The organism is Paenibacillus sp. FSL W7-1332 (genome assembly GCF_037969785.1).
Classification (GTDB): Bacteria; Bacillota; Bacilli; order Paenibacillales; family Paenibacillaceae; genus Paenibacillus_AQ.
In genome coordinates this window covers 1,102,501-1,118,750 of the sequence record NZ_CP150209.1, presented here as the reverse complement: position 1 = coordinate 1,118,750, position 16,250 = coordinate 1,102,501, and the positions used below count along the sequence as shown (strand labels likewise).

Annotated in this window: 12 protein-coding genes and 2 rRNA genes (1 of these 14 running past the window's edge); 2 read left to right on the top strand and 12 right to left on the bottom strand. The window is 51.6% G+C overall.

Annotation, left to right across the window (positions count from 1 at the left end; genetic code table 11):
- Positions 1–10: 10 nt before the first annotated feature.
- From MKX98_RS04780 to MKX98_RS04735, 10 genes are all read right to left on the bottom strand, one after another.
- Positions 11–1,354 carry an extracellular solute-binding protein gene (locus MKX98_RS04780; RefSeq protein WP_194540949.1) on the bottom strand — a complete coding sequence of 448 codons (1,344 nt, stop codon included), beginning with the start codon at positions 1,352–1,354 and terminating at the stop codon, positions 11–13.
- Positions 1,355–1,369: 15 nt separating this feature from the next.
- Entirely contained in the window at positions 1,370–3,094 is a 1,725-nt protein-coding gene (locus tag MKX98_RS04775) for a sensor histidine kinase (protein ID WP_194540948.1), read from the bottom strand.
- A gap of 79 nt (positions 3,095–3,173) precedes the next feature.
- Complete coding sequence (locus MKX98_RS04770) at positions 3,174–4,037, bottom strand: carbohydrate ABC transporter permease (RefSeq protein WP_113061573.1); 864 nt, start codon at positions 4,035–4,037, stop codon at positions 3,174–3,176.
- Positions 4,034–4,990, bottom strand: a complete 957-nt coding sequence (locus MKX98_RS04765; RefSeq protein ID WP_071221585.1) for a sugar ABC transporter permease — start codon at positions 4,988–4,990, stop codon at positions 4,034–4,036. The genes MKX98_RS04770 and MKX98_RS04765 overlap by 4 nt, the downstream gene beginning before the upstream one ends.
- Positions 4,991–5,104: 114 nt before the next feature.
- A complete protein-coding gene (locus tag MKX98_RS04760) occupies positions 5,105–6,454 on the bottom strand; it encodes an extracellular solute-binding protein (RefSeq protein WP_071221586.1) in 1,350 nt (449 codons plus the stop codon).
- 188 nt (positions 6,455–6,642) lie between these two features.
- Positions 6,643–7,623 carry a ketoacyl-ACP synthase III gene (locus MKX98_RS04755; RefSeq protein ID WP_194540946.1) on the bottom strand — a complete coding sequence of 327 codons (981 nt, stop codon included), beginning with the start codon at positions 7,621–7,623 and terminating at the stop codon, positions 6,643–6,645.
- A gap of 175 nt (positions 7,624–7,798) precedes the next feature.
- Positions 7,799–9,115 carry an MBL fold metallo-hydrolase gene (locus MKX98_RS04750; protein WP_339221707.1) on the bottom strand — a complete coding sequence of 439 codons (1,317 nt, stop codon included), beginning with the start codon at positions 9,113–9,115 and terminating at the stop codon, positions 7,799–7,801.
- Positions 9,112–10,782, bottom strand: a complete 1,671-nt coding sequence (locus tag MKX98_RS04745; protein ID WP_339221705.1) for an iron ABC transporter permease — start codon at positions 10,780–10,782, stop codon at positions 9,112–9,114. The genes MKX98_RS04750 and MKX98_RS04745 overlap by 4 nt, the downstream gene beginning before the upstream one ends.
- Positions 10,783–10,843: 61 nt before the next feature.
- On the bottom strand, positions 10,844–11,911 hold the full coding sequence (locus MKX98_RS04740; RefSeq protein WP_339221703.1) for an ABC transporter substrate-binding protein: 1,068 nt from the start codon (positions 11,909–11,911) through the stop codon (positions 10,844–10,846).
- 22 nt (positions 11,912–11,933) lie between these two features.
- The gene (locus MKX98_RS04735) at positions 11,934–12,971 is read right to left on the bottom strand and encodes an ABC transporter ATP-binding protein (protein WP_339221701.1); all 1,038 of its coding nucleotides are present in this window, start codon (positions 12,969–12,971) and stop codon (positions 11,934–11,936) included.
- A gap of 173 nt (positions 12,972–13,144) precedes the next feature.
- Between MKX98_RS04735 and MKX98_RS04730 the strand changes: the two genes are divergently transcribed.
- On the top strand, positions 13,145–14,050 hold the full coding sequence (locus tag MKX98_RS04730; RefSeq protein WP_339221699.1) for a LysR family transcriptional regulator: 906 nt from the start codon (positions 13,145–13,147) through the stop codon (positions 14,048–14,050).
- Between the two features lie 152 nt (positions 14,051–14,202).
- Positions 14,203–15,078 (top strand): hypothetical protein, encoded by an 876-nt coding sequence (locus tag MKX98_RS04725; protein ID WP_339221697.1) that lies wholly within the window; start codon positions 14,203–14,205, stop codon positions 15,076–15,078.
- Positions 15,079–15,233: 155 nt separating this feature from the next.
- Here the strand turns inward: MKX98_RS04725 and rrf are convergent.
- Both rrf and MKX98_RS04715 read right to left on the bottom strand, forming a co-directional pair.
- Positions 15,234–15,350, bottom strand: a 5S ribosomal RNA gene (gene rrf, locus MKX98_RS04720).
- Positions 15,351–15,417: 67 nt separating this feature from the next.
- Positions 15,418–16,250 (bottom strand): 23S ribosomal RNA (locus MKX98_RS04715) (it continues 2,095 nt past the right edge of the window).

The following is a 16,250-nucleotide window of genomic DNA, read 5'->3' as shown; positions in this document are numbered from 1 at the left end:
TGTCTTCTGTTTACTCTGCTGTCGTATTCCGCCTAAGCTTCCAATACCGCACCGAGGACTTCTGAATTTGCTCCAATGCGCCGGCAGCATCGATCCGTCCTCCAATCATATCCTCGATCACCTTAAGGAACGAACTGTTTACCTCGGGTGATAACGTGTTGTCGTAAGGCAGAAAGGTGCTCGTGGACTCCTCCATCAATTCCGTGACTTGGGCAAACACCGGCCCGGTTTTCTTCGAATCATAGTCAATCTTCATCGAAGGGACGCGCAGTCCTTCATACACCAGCCGAGTCTGCACCTCTGGAGTATAGAACATGCCCAGCAGCTCCAGAGCCGATTGCTTTTTCGTTTCATCCAAGTCCGATGACAGCCCGATGCCGATCGTATATCCCCCTGCCAAGGACCGTTCTTCGCCAGGAAAAAGCGACGGAAAGGGAATGACGCCGATCTCGTTCTGAAAATCCGGGTAATCCTCATTCTGCAGCAGCGTAATATCCCAGCTGCCGTTCATATACATCGCAGCTTTTCCTTCCGTGAACTGGGCAATCGCTTCTTCCGTGGAAAGATCGTTCGCGTTCGGGCTGAACGCCCCTTCTTTGATCCACAGCTCCAAGTGCTCAAACGCCTCCAAGTAGGACTCTTGCACAAAGCTGACCTGATCATCGCCTTCGACCAGCCGGTCAATCAGTTCCGGCCCGGCGTAACGATCCATGAAATAGTGGGCAAAAATTCCCGCCGGCCACCTGTCTTCGTTGCCGACCGCAAAAGGGATGATATCGTTCTCCCGCAGAACACGAATAGCTTCGTCCATCTGTCCCAGCATCTTCGGAGGCTCCAGCTTCAGCTGCCGGAATAAAGCCCGGTTATAATAGATCGGCTCTGCGTGTCCCTCGAAAGGCAGGCCATAGATCCGGTCCTCGAAGGTCCAATGGTGCAGATCCTTGAATTGCTCCTTCAATCCGGTATCCTGCAAAAAATCCGTTAAATCCATCAACCGGTTCGATCTGGCATAAGGCACGATCTCGGCTCCTCCGAACAAAACAAACATATCCGGCGGCGTGCCGGTCACCATCTCGCTCTTCAGCTTTTGTTCCCGGTGAATCGTCTGATCGATGCTCTCGAAGTTCACCTTAACATTTGGATGCGCTTTCTCATACGTGCGGACGATGCTCTCGAATACGGCCAGCACCGGCCTGTCATGCTCCTTGTTCCAGAAATGCCGGAACGTCAGCGTAATTTTCTCCGGCTGTTCCTCCTGGGCCGGTCCCTGATTCTGTACCGTCACCCACACGACAGACAGCGCCAACAGAGCGGCATATCCGACGATCCAGCCCCAATTCCAAAACCATCTCACCCTGCATCCCCCCTGTCATGTCAGTATTTTCGGTATTCGGATTCGGATCAAGGAGCCGTAACCTGGGGAGGAACAGATCATCAGGCCGTAACGGCTGCCAAACCGGATCCGCAGCCTTTCATGGACATTCTTCAATCCGACTCCGTTCTCGCGATACTTCTTGAGCTGTCCCGGATCCGAATTCCACAGCTTCATCAGCGTTTCCGGATCGAAGCCCGGACCGTTGTCCTCCACGTCAATCACGATATCTTCGCCATCCTCGGACACCCGAATGGAGATCAGTCCGCTTTCCTCCATCGGCTCGATCCCGTGATATAAAGCGTTCTCAACAATCGGCTGAATAATCAGCTTTTGCGTAACGTAGTGCCTCAGTTCATTCGGAAGCTCAATGCCGTAATCGAATTTTTCCTCAAACCTGAATTTCTGTATCCGCATGTAATGCTGGACATGCTCCAGCTCCATGCTGAGCGGTATGAGTTCATGATGCTCGCTGATGCTGATACGCAGCAGCTTTCCAAGGGAAACCACCATCTTGCTGATATCCTTGTTACCCTGAAGCACGGCCATCGAATTGATCGATTCCAATGAATTGTAGATAAAATGCGGATTGATCTGAGCGACCAGCGCCTGCAGCTCCGCCTCCTTTTTTCGTGCTTGTTCCGTCTCGACCTGTCCAATCAGCTCCTGGATCTGGGTGCTCATCCGGTTAAAGCCGTCGATTAACAGATCCGTCTCGTCTTCCGCCACGTTATGCGACGGGATCGGGACGAAGATGCCCTGCTTAACGCGCTTCATCCCGTTCACCGCGCTGATGATGCTGCGCACCATTCTACGCACAAAAAAACGGTCGAACAGGAACGCCGACACGAGCGAGATCAACCCCAGGATCAAGGCTAGGTTGCGAATCGGGACCGATTCGGCCGAAATCAGTTTACTTGGCGTGATGGCGACCAGAAACCAATCTTTATTATGAGAAGGTGAATATGTGATCAGCGATTTTTCGCCTGCATATTGATCGATATAGTAGCCTTTTCCATTCGTCTTATAACTATCCGAGAGAAACGGGAACTCCGTCCGCTCCCCGATATGCCCGCCTGACTTGCTAAACACGATGTGCCCCTGCTGATTGACCAGCAAAATGTCTCCCTGCTTCAGCGTTGCCGCCTCCCAGAACACCTGATCGAGGAGATCCGGCTTCACGTAGATGACCACGGTTCCGATATCCTCCAGCGAGTAATAGTCCTTGATGACCCTGGATTGAATCAAAACGGGAGCGCCGTCAGCCGCAGAGCCGTTCTCGCCGGGTCCGACCCATACAGGACGCCCCTCCGCCTTCTCTACCGCTTCATACCATGCCTGCTGCCTCAGTTCCTGAAGCTCCATTCCGCCATTCGTGTTATACATCAACCGGTCATTCGAATAAAAAGCAAACGACGCAATCATCGGATGATTGATCAGATTGTTGATCTCCTGCCGCCGTTCATAGGTAACCGCGTATTCCGGCTGTTTCAGCATCTGCTGAACCGATTGCTGGGTAATCGCCGAGTTCGAAATCGTCGTGATTTCGTTCAAGGCAAACTTCAGTTTGCGATCCGTTTCCAGAAGCGAAATCCAGTAGAAATCATTCGACTTCTTCTCCATCGCTTCCGAAAAGCTGTAATAGGATACCCCGCCCAGCGCGATGACCGGAATGAAGACCAGAAGAATAATAGCCAGCAATATCTTTCGGCGGAGTTTCATGGATCCTTCCTCCCTCCACTCTACTATGTCTATTATTCTTCATGACAGGCCGCATTCCTTGTCGACTTCACCTTGCTTGTTAACTTTTTATGGCGCCTGATGTCAGTCCCGCGATGACGTAGCGGCTGAACAATAGAAACACAATGAGAAGCGGAAGCGTCGCCGTGAAGGTGGCCGACATGATCATTCCAAAATCAAGGCCGTCCTTATTGGTGAACAATTGCTGCAGTGCAATTTGAATAGTGTAATTTTCTCTGTTTTTCAATACGACGAGCGGCCAGAAGAAATCATTCCATACATTCATGAAATTCAGAATCCCCAGTGTAGCCATCGCCGGTGTTACGACAGGAATGGCGATGTTCCAGAAAATCCGGAAGTGTCCGCCGCCATCAATCCGCCCCGCTTCGATCAGCTCGGTATGAACGGCGGAAGCGATGTACTGCCGCATCCAGAAGATGCCGAAGGCATTGACCATGGCGGGTACGATCAGCGCTTTGTAGCTGTCGATCCAGTGCAGCTTGGCCATGATGACGTACTGTGGAAGCACGCCCAACTGGGCAGGTACAAGCATCGTGGCAATGACAAAAACAAACAGCGTCTTCTTCAAAGGAAATTCATACTTGGCAAAAGCATAACCCGCCAGCGTACAGAGGAACACAACGGACAACGTAACGGCTGAAGACACAACGACCGAGTTCATCAACGCCCGGAAAAAATCCGTCCGCTCCAGCACGCGCGAGAAGTTATCCAGGAATTCCGTTCCGGGCGTAAGGAGCGGCGGAATATGAAATGCCGCATCCTTGTCATTCGTAGCCACGACAAACATCCAGTAGAACGGGAAGATCGAGACCAGTGCGCCAAGGATCATAAAGAGGTAGAAGAAGAATTTGGCGATAAAACCGGGTTCATCCGGTTTTTTCCGGCTTATGGCGACTGTGCTCATGCTTTTTTACCTCCCGTATCTTTACCTTCGCGGCCCACCATCATGTTTAATACCGAGAATAGAATGGTGGCGATAAACAAGAGTACCGCCGTTGCCGCAGCCGTACCGAAAAATCCGTTCTTAAATGCTTCATTATACAGATACGTGACCATCGTGACCCCTTCCTGCCGCGTAGAGCCCGTGCCGGACTGACCTAGGAATACATAAGGCTCCGTAAACAATTGGAGCGCCCCGATCGTCGATACCAAGGTAACGAACAGAATGAATGGCCGAAGAAGCGGCAGCGTGATATAGAGCAGCTGCTGGCCTCGGGTGGCACCGTCGATTTTGGCTGCCTCATAAATATCAGTCGGAATGCTCTGCAGACCCGACAGAAAAATAATGGCGTTATAGCCCATCCACCGCCACATGACCATGGACGAAATTGCGATTTTGACTCCCCACCAGCCGGAGTTGAACGGTACGCTTTCCGCGCCGAAGGTGTTCAGGAGCCAGTTGACCATCCCGTTGTTGCCAAACATCGTACTGAACACCAGCGTTACGGCAACGATGGAGGTGATGTTCGGCATAAAATACAGAATACGGAACGTATTCTTGAATCTGTTCAAGGCCGAGTTGAGCATAACCGCAACAAATAATGCCACAATCAGCTGCGGCACGGTTCCCATCAAAGCCATAATGAGTGTGTTGCTGAAAGCGATCCAGAAGGTCGGGTCGCTTGTAATCAGCTCGTAGTTCTTGAAGCCGACGTACTTCATCGGTCCGAGTGCATCCCATTTGAAGAAGGACAAATAGATAGTAAAAAGAATCGGATACAGTCCAAAAATTGCGAACAAGATGAAGAATGGCGATATGAACGTATAAGCCGTAAACCGGCTGCGCACGGTCTCCGTCAACAAGCGCCGCCTCGGGGGCACCGGTTGCGGTGACTCTGCTGTAACTGTGTCTGCCATGAATGCACCTCCAGGTAGATAAGGATAAATCCGAATCCGAGGAAGAGAGCTTCCTCCCTACTCAGATTCGGACGGATGACGGGCTGAATGAGCTGGCGAGGAATGCTCCTTTTCCTAGCTGCGATCAACCAGCGTCTTGATTTGTTTCATTGCGCTTTCCCATTCTTTTTGCGGGTCGGCTTTTTTCTCCAGCACGTTTTTGAGTGCGTTCTTGATAATCGTGTCGGTCTGGTCGTGAAGAGGTCCGTAGTAAACCGGCTTGATGCGTTCCGCCGACTTGGCATACGCTTCGGAAATAACTTGACCGCCGAAGAATTCATCCTTCTCCTCCGTGAATGAAGGCTCGCTATAAACCGCCGGGATGGATGGGAACAAGCCGCTGTCCTTGAACGATTTCAGCTGATTCTCTTTGTTAAGCACCCACGAGATGAATTCGTAGGCTTCCTTCGAATGCTTGCCTTCCTTCGGCAGGGTCAGGAACGAACCGCCCCAGTTGCCTGCTCCTTCAGGAAGCTGGGCAATCTGCCATTTGCCTGCGGTATCCTTCGCATTGCGGATCGTACCGGCAATCCAAGCCGGGCCGAGCATGACGCCAAAGTCTCCATCATTGATCGCTTTTTGCCATTCAGGAGACCACAGAATCCAGTTGCCGATCCAGCCTTCCTGAATTCCTTTTACCGTAAAGTCGTAAGCTTTTCTCACTTGCGGGTTCGTATCTCCGATAAAGGAGCCATCCTCTTTGTTGAAGTAGATTTGATCCGGGGATTGGTCGCGCACCCCGTTATATACCAGGTCCGTTAAGTCGGCGAACGGCTTTCCTGTTTTACTTGTGAAGTCCTTGGCTACGCTGGCGAATTTGTCCCATGAATCAATCGCTGCGCTAAACCCGTCCGGATCCGTCGGCAGTCCGGCTTGCTCTGCCAGATCCGTACGGTAATATACGACCGTAGGACCGATGTCTGTTGGCAGACCGAGTTGGAAGGTGCCGTCAACCGAAGTAGCCTGCTTCCATTTCCACTCCAGGTAGTTGCCTTCTAAGTCTTTAGCGCCAAGATCGTACAGATTGTAGAATTTATCCTGGTTGTTGATAAAACGCTCCATAAACGCGATTTCTAATTGGAAAATGTCAGGCGCGCCCGAGCCAGCGGACAATGCTGTCGTCAGGTTGTTGTGATGTGCGGTTTGGTCCGACGTATTCTGGAATTTGAACGTGATGTTCGGATGCTCCTTCGTATATTCCTTTGCCAGATCCTCATAGTTGGTTGTTCCCAGCGACCAGAAGGAGAGCTCGATTTTCTCTGTGGACTCGGTTCCTTCTTTCGTATTGCCTGTCTCTTCGCTGCTTCCTCCCCCCGGAGATTCAGCCGTACTGCTTCCGTTACCGCCCCCGCCTCCACATGCGGCCAGCGTAAACACCATGATGACACTCAGGAGCAGCAAGCTCCATGACTTAAACCTTTTCATCGTTCTACCCCTCTTCCATGAAACGTATTTTTCTTCTTTAGTCTAATGAAAGCGGCGCCAAATTTTGAGGTGGTAAACTTTCGAATTTGAGTTGAATTTATTACGATTCAGGTCCGATCATCCAAAAATCGCAGCACAAAAAAACCGCATATCGTATGTCGATAGCGGTCTTATAGATATTAAGGGAATCATATCGTCCATTTGACGATGGAGCCGGCATAGGTCATTCCCCCGCCAAACCCGTAGAGTAAGACGTGGTCTCCCGCTTTGAGCCTTCCCTCATCCACCGCCAGCTGAAGTGCAAGCGGAATGGAGGCTGCCGACGTATTCCCGCGGTACTCGACGCTGGTTAAAGTGCGATCCATTGTAAATGGCCCACGCTCGTTAATCGCCTCGATCATGCGAAGATTGGCGCTATGCGGGACAAACCAATCCACTTCCTCCGCGGTCATGCCTCCTTTGGACAGAAGAGATCGGACGCCGTCCGGAATGTTCCGAATGGCCCACTTATAAATTTCACGACCATTTTGAACAAGACAGCCGCTCTTTAATTCCGTGCCGTCCATTTGCTCAGAGAGCGCTGTTTTATACAGATGTATGCCGCCCTCGCCAAAAGTTCCCGATACAGATGCTATGACACTTGGCGAATCCTCATCTTTCTCCAACAATACGGCACCGGCGCCGTCCCCAAACAATACGCATGTCGTTCGGTCGGTGTAATCCGTAATCTTCGATAAGGTTTCTGCGCCGATAACCAGAATCTTACGGTAGGCTCCCCCGGATATTAATCCGTCAGCCATCTGGAGTGCATATACAAATCCCGCACAAGCAGCATTCAGATCCAGCGCACCCGTGCTTGCAATGCCCAGCTTCGATTGGACCCGTGAAGCTGTACTGGGAAAAGAATATTCCGGCGTGCTTGTGGCCACAAGAATCATATCAGCATCCCGCACGGTAACGCCGTATCGATCAACCATATCCTCTACAGCCTTGATGGCGAGATCCGACACGTACTCATCCGGGGCAGCAATCCGGCGCTCCCTCATGCCTGTTCGCTGCACAATCCACTCATCACTCGTTTCAACCATCTTCTCTAAATCCGCATTGGTTAATATCCGTTCAGGAACATAGGTCCCGATTGCCGAAATTCTTGACTTTGATTGGCTCATCGTTCACACCTCCAAGTTTATAACTATTATATCACCAAGTACTAGTACTTGGTACTAATTTATTTTTATATATGTTCATTACAGCCTTCACCAACTTCACCTGCATCTAAACACATAACAGCCATTCCACAAAAAAACCTTTATCGCGAAAGCAATAAAGGTTCTCTAAGCACGACTAGAAATAGACTTCCTCACCAACCGACATGGAATAAATGTGAAGGTTGGGGTTCGGTGCTTCCTCTGTCAGACGGGCTCGTAACCGGTCCGTTTCTCCTTTGTCTGCATGGACGAGAACGGTATGCAGTGCCGGAACGCCGGTTATCATCTGACGCACATCCGCCAGGCCCTGGTGTACCTTATACCTGATTTTCGTGACAGAGCAGGCACCGTACGAGGCCGGATGTTGAAGGAGGCGATGTCCAAAGGTCCCCTGGGAAACATGGCCTGTGAGGAGAACCAGATTCCGGGTATCGCCGGACATCTGGCGGTAGTACCACTGCGCAAGCTTCGACTGCATCATCCCATCCGTTACGAACCATAGCGATGCCCCGTGCTTATGGAGCAAGGACACACGTTCCGTTTCGCTAGCGGGTACGATCCAATCGTTCCGGTTCAGCAATAACTCCAGCTGATCCCTCATTCCCTGATCGGATTTCTGGCTGCGAAGCCACTCCGAACGAGCAAGCAGTCGCTTCATTCCTTCGATCAGCGGCGCTTCGATCATGATCGGCACATTTCCCCAATTCCTGTATGCCCATAGGATCATTTCCTGCCCTCGGCCGGCGGCCGGCACCGGTATCAATACCTTCCCGCCAGTTTGCAGTGTGCTCTCAATCTTATATTCCAACTGCTTTAGCTTATCGGCCTGTGAAGTAGCGTCCGTCCCGTAAGCCGCATCCACTATAGCCAGATCCAGCAGCATGGAAGAGGACTTGTCTACCAGCGCTGGGCTGTCATCCTCGAGCAGCAGCGATTCCGATGTGTAGTCGCCAGAATAGAAGATCCGTTTTCCTTCAGCCTGTACCAAGAACCAGACAGCCCCTACCATATGGCCGCTTCGTCCCCACATGATCTCAACGCCCGGAAGCGCCTCAAACCATGTCAACTTCTCAGCCTCTTCCTCCAGATACCGGTAGCGGATCGCCAGCTGATCCTCCTCCATATAAGGAAGCTCTACGCCTGCCCTTGCCGTGTACTCTTTCCAGGAGGCAAAGTAGGCCGTTAACTGTGCTGCCGTCTCCCTGGTGGTCCATACCTCCCCTTGATAGCCAAGCCGGTACAGGAGCGGAATCGCCACCGAGTGGTCCTCGTGGGCATGTGACAGAAACACGGCATCCAGCTTCGGCACATGTTCTTGCTGGATCATGGGATAGTCCCCTGATCCTTCCTTCTTGACGCCGCAATCCAGGAGCAAATGGACCTGCCTGCCGCTTAGTAAATACGCGGAGCGGCCATGCTCGCCTGCACCGCCCCATACCGTCAGTTTCATCATGATGCATTCCACTTTCTTTTAGAATTCATAGCTTCGACCAGCAGTAACAGCAGCACCGTCATACCGACGGAGACAACGGCCATCGCCATCCCGAGAGATACCTGTCCCTGCTCAAACTGGGCAAAAATATACGTAGCCGATGTCTGCATCGATGGCGGCAGAATGAGCAGTGATCCGACCAGCTCACGTGAAGCAATCGTGAAGGTCATGATCCATCCCGCCAGCATGCCGGGCATAATCAGCGGCAGCAGAATGCGCCGCAGTACAAGCAGCGGACCGCCTCCAAAAACTTGACCCGCTTGAAACAGAGTGCCGTCAATCTGTGTAAAACTGGCCTTTACATATTGCACCGTATAGGGGAGGAACAGCACGACGTACGTCAGCACCACCATCCCATAGGTATTGTAGAGCGTAACCGGCATCCATGGCGCATTCCAGAGCAGGATCAAACCGACCACCATCACAATGCCGGGAACCGTATTCGGCAAGAGACTTAACAGATCGATGACCCGCTGCATCCGTGCCTGGGACTTGCCGATCGTCAGGGCAAAACCGGTACCTAGCAGAACGGCAACGGTAGATGCTGCAAGCGACAGGCCCAGACTGTTACCGAGCGCTTTCTGGCTGACCGATCCCCAGGACAGCAGTTCCTTGTAATGAGCAAGCGTCAGATTATCTAAGGACAATCCCGCTCCCCGGAGTTTCATCAGAGATGCCGCAATGACGGAAAAATAAGGAATGCCAACAGACAATACGAGCAGCAAACCGATGTAAAGAGCGCAGATGGCACCTTTGCTTCCGCGCAGCGAATATCTCTTGGAGCGCTGACCTTTGCCGCCGACTAGACGGTAGGTAAATCTCCGGCTGATCGTAGACTGCATGTACCACATCACCAGACAAACCGACAGCAGGACCGATGCCAGCGAGGTCGCTTTACCGAAATCGATGGGCCAGCTTGAAATATATTTGTGGATTTCTGAGGTCATTACATAATAGCCGATGCGACGACCGAACGTTGCCGGGGTGCCGAATTCCGCAATGGTTTTGACGAACACCAGCATCGCGCCCATGCCGTAAGAGGATAACAGCAGCGGCAGTATGATTCTTCTAAACCGGTATCCAGCGCTTGCGCCGTGAACCGCTCCGGCCTCCTCCAGATTACCGCCGATCCGAATCAGAGCGTCCCGCAGCAGCAGATAGAGAAACGGGAACAAATGCAGACTCATGATCAGCACCATACCTCCGAAGCTGAAGAAGGAATCACTCCATCTCGCGGTTCCCGGCAGCCACTGCTGCAAATATCCGCCCTTTTGCATAAACAGAATCCAGCCCATCGAACCGATATACGGCGGGGTCATGAACGGAATCATCAATATCACGTCCACCCACCGATGCTGTCCTAGCCGTGTTTTGGCCATCATCCAGGCGAGCGGCAGCGCGAGCAGTGTCGATCCTGCCACCACGCATACCCCCAGCCAGATGGATTGCAGCAAAATACCGGACAGCTCATGACCGGCTATCGTTCGTATCGGCGCCAGCCACTCGAAGTGTTGATCCGGGTATACACTTTGCCAGAAAATAAGCAGCAATGGCACACCGATGCCTATAAGAAGAAGAAAAAGGGCGAGAATAACGCCCATTTTTCGTAAAAAACGCTGACTGTCCATGATGACAGGTCTCACTCCCGGTTCACCTCACATTGCCTTCCTGTGGTTCGCTCTTATGCACTTACTTAAATACTTCGGAAAAACGTGCCGCCGTCTCATCCCCATGTTCGTTCATCCAAGCCCAATCCACTTTAAACACCGGAATATCCTTCAGATTGGTCCGGCCTTCAGCCTCCACATCCTCACGGCCCGGAATCAGATAGGCGTCCGCCACCAGTTTCTGTGCTTCGTCCGACAGCAAGTAGTCGATGAAAGCCTTGGCATTATCCACGTTCGGACTGGTTTTCAAAATCGCAGCCGGTCTCGGGCTCACGACGGTTCCTTCCTCCGGGTATACAATATCAAGCGGCTCGCCTTTGGCTTTGGCCGAATATGCCATATAATCCACGCCTGCGGCAACCAAGCTTTTGGCACCGGTGATCACCGGGTCCAGCGCTTCCTGATTCGCTCCTGCCATAGCCGTCCCATTGGCTTTATAGTCCTCGAACAGTTTCCAGCCTGCGTCGCCCTTCACACTCAAATAACCCGTGATAAAATCCAGCGCCGATCCCGACAGCGTCGGATCCGGAATATTGACCGCATCCTTCCACTCTGGCAAGCCCAAATCAGCCCAGCTTTGAGGCGGCGCAGTGACCAGATTGGTGTTGTATACAATCCCCAGCGCCGATGCGCTAGTGCTGAAATAGTTTCCTTCGGCGTCGGACCAATCCTTATTCAGCTTGTCCGCATTCGCGGCTTCAGGATAAGGCAATGTCAGACCATCCGCCTTCAGCGCCTGTGCGGAGGGGAGAGATGCAAGAATGACAACATCCGCAACCGGATTCGATTTTTCCGCTTCCATCCGTGCCAAAATTTTGCCCGTTGTGCCTTGGAACATCTCTACCTTCACGCCGGTCTTGGCTTCAAAACCGCTCACAATATTGTCGGCAAGCTTTTGAGGACCTGCGCTGTATAGAACGAGCTTGCCTCCGACTTGCGTACTCTCCGATGCAGATGATTTGCCTGTATCCTGTGCCGGCATAGTAACGGAATCCCCATTTGGGGCACTGCCGCATCCAAACAGACTTAGGCTCATGACAGATGCCAGCAACAGCATCGCGCTTTTTCTCCGTAACTTCAATTGACTCATTTCTCCCCAACTCCCCTTCATCTTAGCCTGCTGCAGCAGGCGTGCGTTTTGCTGTATTTTGATGCATGTCTGTATTCTTATCAGGACTTGTTCCTTCACCCATCCGACAGACCTTATGTGGAGACACGTACAGATTTACGCGTTCTCCGACAGACACCCTCTTGTCCAGGTAAGCGGTCCACTTGTCCAAGCCCTCCACCTGCAAGCGAATTTCGTATCGCTCGCCTACATAGCTCACGCTTAGCACGGTTGCCTGATAGCATACATCCTCCGTGCTTGTCCTGCTCCAGGTCACATGCTCCGGTCTCACCATGGAATGATCCACCGTCAGCCAATTGGACTTGCCGATAAACGAAGCCACAAAGGGATGGCTAGGTGTTTCATATATCATCTCCGGGGTTCCACGTTGCAGGACTTCTCCCTTCCGCATGACCACAATTTCATCCGACATCGACATGGCTTCCACCTGATCGTGTGTGACATAAAGGGCAGTCAGCCCCATATCCTTCACAAGCGACATCATTTCGATCCGCATTTCCTCCCTAAGCACCGCATCCAGCGCACTTAGAGGCTCATCGAACAATACCAGTGCCGGACGAATGGCTACTGCTCTGGCAAATGCAACCCGCTGCTGTTGTCCACCGGACAGCTGATGCGGATAACGTTCCTCCATCCCCTCTAAGCGGACCATGGCCAGCGCTTCGGTTACTTTTTGTCTGAGATCCGCCTTAAGCTTGGCCGCTTTTAATCCGAAGGCAACATTCTCGTATACCGTCATATGCGGCCAGAGGGCAAAATCCTGAAATACCATCCCGAAGTTGCGTTTGTGCGCCGGCACGTCAATCCTTTTGTTCATGGAGTAGATACACCGGTCTTCCGCATAGATTTCTCCTCCGTCCGGCTGTTCCAGCCCGGCGATCATCCTGAGCAGTGTCGTTTTGCCGCAGCCTGACGGCCCGAGCAATGTGGTGAATTGACCGTGACGCAGTTTTAAATCGGTAGGAAGTAACGCGAGTGTGCCCTGAAATGATTTTTGAATGCCCCTGATTTCAATATCCACTTTCGATCCCAACCTGTCTTCTTAAGCTATTTCCAGTGTAAGGGCTACGTTTAAGCGTTGTATTAGACTAATGTAAACTTGGAATTAACTTTTTGTTTGAATTCTGTTGATACTCATAGATTAAATCTATATAGAGAGCATAAATAAGGAATAATCAAGGGAGAGATATACGAATGAATCTGATGAAGCTGCAAATTGTGGAGCTGATCGACCGCCATCATCATATGACCAGCGTGGCAGAAATACTTGGCATTAAGCAGCCCACGGTTACTTTTCATATGAAGTCACTAGAAGAGGAACTACAAGTCCGGCTATTCGAGTCCCGAAGCGGAAAAACATTTCTCACCGAGGCTGGACAAGCTCTGCTGCATTATGCGGTAAAAATAAACGCGCTTGCCAAGGAGTCGGAACGAGTCGTCCGCGAATACGACAGCTTATATCGGGGAACGCTGCACATTGGAGCCAGTTATGTCCCTGCCACCTATCTGCTGCCCGCGATATTGAATACCTTTGCCCGTGAGTTTCCCGGTATACGGATCTCCTTATCCGTCAAGCCTTCACCGGTTATCCGCGACATGCTGGCCCGGCACCAGATTGATCTGGGCATTATTTCTTCTGAGCCCTTTACGGGTCCCAGTCTCCACGCCGAGTCCTTGTGCAGGGATGATCTGACGCTAATATGTTCGCCCGACCATCCGCTGGCCAAAACGGATTCGCTGCAGCCCGAGCAGATCATTCGAACTCCCTTTGCCTTGCATGGAACCGAATCCAGCACGAGACAGCTGACGGACCTGTGGCTTGCGCAGCATGGTTTGCATATGAGGAGTCCGGTAGAGCTGGACTCGCTGGAAGCGATCAAGCAACTTGTATTGTTAGGGGACCATATTTCCTTTATGTCGCGGATGGCGGTACAACGGGAACAGCAAGAAGGCTTACTGCACGTTCTGCCGATTCCCGGCCATCAGGCATCTCGCCATATATACAGCGTCCGTAATCGAGACCGTCTTCCTTCCGTACAAATTCAGCGTTTTCAAGAGGTCTTGCGCGAAGTGGGCAAACAATTGGAGCAGGTCCTGTAATATTAGGGACTCTGTAAGCCATCTGGATGGATTAACAAAAAATGTATGCCGCTATTCATTAATTCTATACATATTTGATACAGTCGCCCTCCCCCGTTAACAGCTCACAATTATTCAGCGTTTAAAGTAAGCTGTGTACCTAAATCCAGCTTATGGGAGTGATTGTATTGAGAAAGTGGAAACAGCTGACGTTGTCTTTCATGGTAGGTTTCGCGGCTCTAGGAAGTGGATTAACCGGACTGCAGACAGCGGAGGTTTCGGCCGCCGCCAATGCCGTTCCTTCCTATGAAGTGAAGCTTCTTGCCAAACCAGAAACCGTGCTGGAATCCGGTGGAAACCTGCGGAGCGAAGTCATTCAAGCATTCGGAATAGCTTCTGCACCCCAGGCAATCGGTGTAGCTTACTATGACACGGACAATTTGGGGCTGAATGCCGAAGGCTGGGACGTCCGTTTTCGCAAAAAAGAGGATAAAGATAACTACGAGCTTACCTATAAGAAACGGTATCCCATCGTGAATGGAGATATTAACGCCGCACTCAGCTTGGCAAACCAGGAAGGCTTTGATGCTTCGGATGACAATTACGAGGCCGAGATTGATTGGGGCTACGGCAAACAAACGCTTAGCTTCTCCAACACCAAGAAAATAAGCACGAATACAACCGGCACTACGCTCCCATCCGAGCAAGACGCCTTGGCTTTACTGCTGGACAAACTGCCAGGAAAGCTCAAAAAATGGTCCTCCCCGAATTGGGGTGAACAAGAGCTCTCACAGTCCCGAATCCATGGACCGCTGACGTTCTACCGCTATGAAGGATCTTGGCATGGCCAGAAAATGAGCCTCGAAGTTTGGCCGATTCGTAATGCAGATGGCACAGGAACCGAGAATTTGATCGAAATCTCTTTTAAAACACCCGATGTCTCGGTAGCTTCCCAGCTCCGATCAGAGCTTATGGACACCCTCGAGTCTAACGGTTGGCTGCTTCCTATGGACGGCTTGAAAACACAACTGATATTGGAAAGATATTAAGCTAAGAAAACATGTTAGATAAGGAAGCTATTAAGGTAAAGAAAAGAAGGGCACCTTGGGGCGCCCTTCTTGCTGATGCTACATGATTCTCTTCCTATGGGTATAAACAAAAAAGACCGTTATCGATGACTCGATAACGGTCTTTATGGTTGTTCGCTTGGCGACGTCCTACTCTCCCGGGACCCTTCGGTCCAAGTACCATCGGCGCTGGAAGGCTTAACGGTCGTGTTCGGTATGGGAACGCGTGGAACCCTTCCGCCATCGCCACCAAACGGCTCAGATGCTTGATCACCTGAAAACTAGATACGAAACGAAATTTGCAGCACATTGAAATATTTTTTGGATAAGCCCTCGACCGATTAGTATTGGTCAGCTCCATGCATTGCTGCACTTCCACCTCCAACCTATCTACCTCGTCGTCTTCAAGGGGTCTTACTAGTTGGGAAATCTCATCTTGAGGGGGGCTTCACGCTTAGATGCTTTCAGCGCTTATCCCGTCCGTACGTAGCTACCCAGCCATGCTCCTGGCGGAACAACTGGTGCACCAGCGGTACGTCCATCCCGGTCCTCTCGTACTAAGGACAGCTCCTCTCAAATTTCCTACGCCCACGACAGATAGGGACCGAACTGTCTCACGACGTTCTGAACCCAGCTCGCGTACCGCTTTAATGGGCGAACAGCCCAACCCTTGGGACCTACTTCAGCCCCAGGATGCGATGAGCCGACATCGAGGTGCCAAACCTCCCCGTCGATGTGGACTCTTGGGGGAGATAAGCCTGTTATCCCCAGGGTAGCTTTTATCCGTTGAGCGATGGCCCTTCCATGCGGTACCACCGGATCACTAAGCCCGACTTTCGTCCCTGCTCGACTTGTAGGTCTCGCAGTCAAGCTCCCTTATGCCTTTGCACTCTTCGAATGATTTCCAACCATTCTGAGGGAACCTTGGGGCGCCTCCGTTACTCTTTAGGAGGCGACCGCCCCAGTCAAACTGCCCGCCTGACACTGTCCCCGTACCGGATCACGGTACCAGGTTAGAACCTAGATACGATCAGGGTGGTATCCCAACGTCGCCTCCACACAAGCTGGCGCTCATGCTTCAAAGGCTCCCACCTATCCTGTACAGATCGTACCCAAATCCAATATCAAGCTGCAGTAAAGCTCCATGGGGTCTT